The sequence below is a fragment of the Methanospirillum sp. genome (genome assembly GCF_035560735.1).
Lineage (GTDB): Archaea > Halobacteriota > Methanomicrobia > Methanomicrobiales > Methanospirillaceae > Methanospirillum.
In genome coordinates, this window is record NZ_DATMYY010000085.1 from 1 (window position 1) to 6031 (window position 6031).

5 protein-coding genes are annotated in these 6031 nt (G+C 43.8%); 1 reads left to right on the forward strand and 4 read right to left on the reverse strand.

What is annotated here, in order from left to right; translation table 11 throughout:
- Positions 1-570: cache domain-containing protein (locus VN429_RS02650; protein WP_414675289.1), on the forward strand; the 570-nt coding region annotated here is incomplete at its 5' end.
- 119 nt (positions 571-689) lie between these two features.
- Here VN429_RS02650 and VN429_RS02655 read toward each other — a convergent pair.
- From VN429_RS02655 to VN429_RS02670, 4 genes are all read right to left on the reverse strand, one after another.
- Positions 690-2939 carry an efflux RND transporter permease subunit gene (locus VN429_RS02655; protein ID WP_325629502.1) on the reverse strand — a complete coding sequence of 750 codons (2250 nt, stop codon included), beginning with the start codon at positions 2937-2939 and terminating at the stop codon, positions 690-692.
- A gap of 24 nt (positions 2940-2963) precedes the next feature.
- Complete coding sequence (locus VN429_RS02660) at positions 2964-4286, reverse strand: COG1361 S-layer family protein (RefSeq protein WP_325629504.1); 1323 nt, start codon at positions 4284-4286, stop codon at positions 2964-2966.
- Between the two features lie 137 nt (positions 4287-4423).
- Complete coding sequence (locus tag VN429_RS02665; RefSeq protein WP_325629506.1) at positions 4424-4927, reverse strand: MarR family winged helix-turn-helix transcriptional regulator; 504 nt, start codon at positions 4925-4927, stop codon at positions 4424-4426.
- A 633-nt stretch (positions 4928-5560) separates the two neighbouring features.
- A complete protein-coding gene (locus VN429_RS02670) occupies positions 5561-5815 on the reverse strand; it encodes a hypothetical protein (RefSeq protein ID WP_325629508.1) in 255 nt (84 codons plus the stop codon).
- Positions 5816-6031: the final 216 nt, after the last annotated feature.

Genomic DNA, 6031 nt, shown 5'->3' on the forward strand with positions numbered 1-6031 from the left:
TATTTTTATTTATCACTAAACACATTCTATGGTATGAGAAGTATCTTAGTCTCGCTCCTTGGTGTACTTATTTTCTGCCTGGTTCTGAGTACTGCCAGTTATGTATATAGTCAGCCGGTACCCCCTTCAACACCTGATTATACAAATTCCACTATTCAGGAGGAATATACCTCAAATGAAACGCTTGTCAATTTTGTTGAGAATGCGGTTACCTATGCAAAAACATATGGACGGGAAGCAGCACTTGCCGAATTTTCCAATCCAAATGGTTCGTTTGTCAAGGGAGAACTCTATATTTACGCTTATGATTTTAATAGCACTACGCTTGCCCACCCATTTGATCCTGAAAAGATAGGCAAGAACAGACTTGGAGAACTTGATGCGTATGGCAACCCGTATGGCCAACAGTTTATCGATGTAGCACAGAACGGTTCAGGTTTTGTACGGTTTTATTACATCAATCCTGCTCACAACCGAACGATAGAATCAAAATTGGGGTATGTTCAAAGGGTTGATGATGACTGGTGGCTCGGTTCTGGCATATACACGGGTCCGGCTGACCGTATCTGATAATTTAAGCGGTATCTGCAATTAATACGGGTAGATCCCCCGAATCCACCAGACATCATGGTGCTGAAAAAACATTGGTTACCTGAAGTTCTCTCTTGCAACTCAGAAAAAAAGATTCTTTATTTTTGGTTAGCAGTTGGAATATGAAGTATTTCCTCTTCTAATTCTTCTACACCATGAACGATCTTGTCAACAAATGAGAGGATTGCAGGCATTATGACAATTGCTCCAATTAATGAGAAGAGCACTGCGATAATGGTAGTTAAACCGAAGTCTGAGATGATTGGGAAGGTTGAGAGGATCAGAGCTGAGAACCCGAAGAAGGTTGCAAATCCTGATACCATAATGGCAGAACCTATCTTGCTTACACTATTCTTCAGTGCTTCAATAACATCAGGGGTTTTTTCCTTCTCTTCGATGTATCGTTCCATTACGAGAATGGTATACTCAGCAGCAACCCCTATAGTCATCGAACCCAGGCATGCAGTCATGACGTTATAGTCAATACCAAGGAGATTCATGGCAACTGCATTCCATCCTACAACAGCGGCAATTGGTACAATCGGGGTTATCGCATTCACATTCCGGTATACGACTGCCAGGAACAAGACTACCAGGATGAATCCGGTATAAGTGATAAGTTCCTTACTCTCCACAATATCATTCACCAGATTGGTAAACATCGCAAAGCTACCGGTAACCTGGGATTTAATTCCTGGAGGTGGCGGGTAGAGCTTTAAATCTCCTTCGATATCCTCTTTCAGATCACTCTGTGTTGTTGTTGTCAACTTCACGGTATTAAACTGGATAACTGCCTCGTTATTCCCGTTCACATATGATTCCTTGACATCTTCTGGAATCTTATTCAAAACCGTATCCAGTTCGCTCTGGGTTTGTGGCATCACTCCGTTGTTATAGGTGGTCACATAGTCTGCGATACTGGTCCCCTGGGTAATTTTAGATCGTGTTCTGACTTCCAGATCAGTAAATTCCTTCATCCAATTTACCGAATCAAGAGTGAGAACATCAGAGCCATGGACTACAATCGGTGCAGTATCAGTAGCCCCCATCGTCCTGGTCACCTTATCAAGCGTAGTTTTCGAGGGCATATCCGGAGGCACAAATGAATTTTCATCAGTGTTTACCGGGATACGTGAGTCTAACTGGATTCCAATAAATGCAACCAGAAGTACTATCAGAAGAACCGGAACTGGTCGTTTTGCTACCCATACCGCGGTTTTAGAGAGCACAGAATCAACGATTGCAGCTTGTTTTGAATTCCCGTGCCCTTTTGCCTTGTAATTAATAAGCACCGCAATCAGGGGTATTCCAAAGAGTGAAGTGATGTAACAGGTCACCACACCGATGATACTGACGAGGCCAAATCCCTGCATCATCGGAACCGGCGAGATGTACATGGCTACAAATCCCATGGATGTTGCAAGCATGGCATACATCACGGCTGGACCGGTCTTGGTTATTGTGATATACACAGCTTCAGAGAGGGGATGATCCCTTGCCTCCTCTTCAAGACGGGACTGAAACTGAATGGCATAGTCTATACCAAGCCCTATCATGACCGGAAACGCCGCAATGACGGCCATACTGATCTTATAACCAATAAGGCCGATGAACCCGAATGTAAAGATAAGTCCGGCTGCTACAATAACAACCGGAAGGAATCGGTGATTCACATATCCAAAGAGCAGCCCCATCACGATGACCATGAGTACGAGTGCTGCCATAATGAGAGTCCCCATAGATTCACCCATCGCAGCACCCATCTCCTCGTCAAAAGCAGCAGAACCTGTTAATTTAACCGAAACCCCTGGAGGAGTGTTAGTGCTGGCTATGAACTTCCTGAGGTTTGAAAGAGCACTTGATTTTTGGCTTTCTGATAATCCTGCTTCAAGACCGATAGCCCCCATATTCAGCATCCCTGATGGAACATATCCGTTCTTTACATTCGCAGGGACCTTTGCCAGCACCTCATCCATCTCTCCGGATGAGGAAGGAATGACTCCGTTATTCAGGGACTTGACGACATCGACTATACTGGATACTGAAGTTACATACTGAAGATTTCTCAGTGGGTCTTCCAGTGTATCGATATACTGCATGAGTTCAGGACTTGTTGAATCATCAGATTCTACAAGCAGGATTACAGTTTCTTTTGAAAAGGTATCTGTATAATGTTCTATCAGGACTCCTTCCGGTGAATTTACATCCATGTAGGTTGCGGTTCCGGTCTCCATTGAAACCATGGTCATCCCAAATAGAGATACAACCATTAGTACAAGGATTATTTTAGATAGGATTCCTGGTCTGTGAACAATGAGATTAGCGACTACAGAAAAAATTGAATGCATGATCGATGTGTTACCTCGTCATTTTCACCGTTTCAGTAGTTTTCGTCTGTTATCATAGAGGTAATACGCACCACCGAGAATGATGATCAGGATTAAACCAATTACAACTGGGCTAGACATGAGTGCAGATAATCCCGCATTGGGAACGACCTTAATCGGGACCTTAATGGTATCAGACACATGGCTGTCGTCCAAGGCATCCCGGTATTTTATCTCTGAATCAAGGCCGTACATCTTGGTATCAGCGATAGCATCGAGAGTTAATCCGAATCTGGCAACTTTACTATCTCCTGGCTGCATGTCTCCAAGGTATGCAAGGTCATCTGCACTGGTAAAGGGATCTACTGCACTGATTCTTACTTCTGCCCCGTACACCGGGACCGACCCGTCATTGCGGTACGTCACCTCGATGTAACTTTTCTTATCTGGATTCAGTTCAGGGCTCTGACTGGTAATGGTAAAATCGACATCAGAACCTACTGCTACACCAACCTTCTGGGAAGGGGTGATTATGGTCTCGCCATCTGTATTATCATAGGTTACTGAAACTTCAACCGGGTAGTCCTGGGGCTGTGCATCTTTTGATACACTGACCTTGTACTTGGCAGTTGTAGTGGCATTCGGTGCAAATGTTCCCAGGAATACGCTGTTTGAGACAGGAATAATCGGGGAACTGCCGCTTCTACTCAAATTTGCAACAGCATTTGTACCGGTATCAGTTCCGATGTTTTTCAGGGTGAGTGTGATATACCCCGAACCACCAGAGTTGATGTTCTCGACTTTTATATCAGATACCTGCATGGTAATGGCAGATTGCACTATGAATGGCAGATCAAATGTTACTTTCTTCTGAACATATCGGTAGGTGACACTGTCTGTGCCCTGCTGTTCGGCATTTTGTAGGTAGGTATAGTTCAGTTCAACCGGAAGCGAATATTTCCCGGCTTTTGCATGATCAGGGACTAATATCGTAAAAGTAACGGGAACACTTTCCGATCCCTTGACGTCTCCGATCATCTGTGGGTCTGATTTGATCAGAACAGGACTATCACCTGGCAAAAGGGAAGCTGTTACCATCTTTGCAGTGCTGGGGTTATCATCGGTGTCTACAATTCCTGTCTGTACAAACTTGATTTCGTTTAATCCGGAGTTTTGTACCTGAATTTGGAGAGGTACGGTTGTCCCGGGAACAAACTCGTTGTTTCCAACGATAGTAACTGAAAGATCCGGAGATCCTGACATATACTTCGTTCCTGCAAGGACCGGGGATGTAATTATCAATACAGTCAGGAGGACTAAGCCTATTATTAACATTGGTTTTTGCAGATGTGTGAATATCATACTCATGGTTTCACCTAATTTTCCTCGCTGGTGAATAAAACGGGTTACCTGATAGAGAGTTCACTGGTAATGCCTGGTAGTTAGAGGGCCGGTTTAGGTTTGAAATGGTCTTCTTTAGTCGGTTTTATTGATCCAACAGTTTCTCATTTTTCTTTCTGATTGAGTGCAGTGTAGAATGACCAGGTACCCTGGTTGTTGATACTGGGATTTTTTGAAAACGTTGCATGTATTTCCGCACTGGCATTACAAATTGTTTCGAGATCAGTGGAAGAAAATCCAGAAAGGAAGGATTTCATGTGATCTCTTAATTCCGTGAGCATATTCCGAAGATATTCCATCCCTCTGTCAGTCATGGAGATGTTTATTACTCTTCTATCTTTTGCATCTGGTTGTCGCTCCACCAACTCTTCTGATACCAGGGTGTCTACCAGTCTGGTCATATAGGGTTTTGAAATGAACATCTGGTTACATAACTCTGTCATCGATTGTGATCCCGCATTTTCCAGAATATGAAGCAGGCGAAATTTTGCCTCCTGCATTCCAGTTAAATTCGGGACTGTGAGTGTCATAATTGTATGAACATCAATTATAAGACTCATAATCTCATTTGCAGCATCATGGTGGAGATTTTCTTCCTGGCTGATCATCTACGTATACCTGTTTGTTGCACTAGTAAATAATTGTGTTAGTGAATGGTTTCAGTTTGGTATGATTCATATGTGATATTATTGAGGGAGATAGAGGGTAACCGTACAGAGATATCTTACAGGTTGTTAAACCCAAACTCTCTGATACTTCTCAACTCAAACTATGGCTTCTCACCCCAGCTACCCCTCTTATGTACGTTTCCCTCTCCTCCCGGTCCTAAAACACCGCTGCCTTCTTTCTTGGCCATCAATCAAGGAGATTTCTGACTTGTTGTGTAATCGCAACAAACCGTCCACCACTATCAGACAGGACAACCATTACTACCCACCTTTCCTGAATCAGAAAGTTCTGCAAAACCGGGAGAGACTATCTCTCCTGACTCCCATACAATACCCGGTAACCTGTATCCTTAAATATAACTACGATATCACCCCCTCTAGCCGTCGATGATCTGTCTAATACAATCAGAACCTTACGGCTTGAACCTGTAATCTTCCATAGCGTACAGCAGCCGAACTGGAACCAGAAGAGGTGAGACAGATTAATCCTGGATACCGGTGATATCATGACCCCTCCTAAAGAATCTTTGACCTGCACGAATCACAGGCTGTAGTCTTTGTCATGGGATCATGCTATGTTGCCTTGAATGTATCACAGACCTGACATCTCCCAAGATCTAAAGTTAGTCTGACTAGGGATGCTGAATCGATCACGCCGGGAAGAGACCTGAACGATCCTGCTTTATCGCGTTTTGCCTTCTCAAAACATGACCTGTATATCTTCCGGTTCATCCGTAGAGGAACAGACAGTCTCTCTATTGGTATCCGTTCCTGACAATGAACCCGTTCAGAACCCCGGTCAATCTCGCAAAAATCAGAGGGTCTCACCTTCCAGGACCAAGATGACTCCTCTCCTGGATTGACGGAACTTTCTATCAATCCGGGCTCATCTTGAGGTTCTGCAAACGATTTGCGGACATTGTTGCATTGCGTATGGGGGATATTTTTGCAATCAGGGGGTAATCCTTCTCCATATGGGTGATCATGATCTTCATTTGCGGAACTGCAAACTTCAGATGAAGAGACGCAAGTACTCTCATGATC

Excerpts from the sequence above, each read along its gene's own strand:
- VN429_RS02655 (WP_325629502.1), bottom strand. The coding sequence starts at position 2,939 with ATGCATTCAATTTTTTCTGTAGTCGCTAATCTCATTGTTCACAGACCA.
- VN429_RS02660 (WP_325629504.1), bottom strand. The coding sequence starts at position 4,286 with ATGAGTATGATATTCACACATCTGCAAAAACCAATGTTAATAATAGGC.
- VN429_RS02665 (WP_325629506.1), bottom strand. The coding sequence starts at position 4,927 with ATGATCAGCCAGGAAGAAAATCTCCACCATGATGCTGCAAATGAGATT.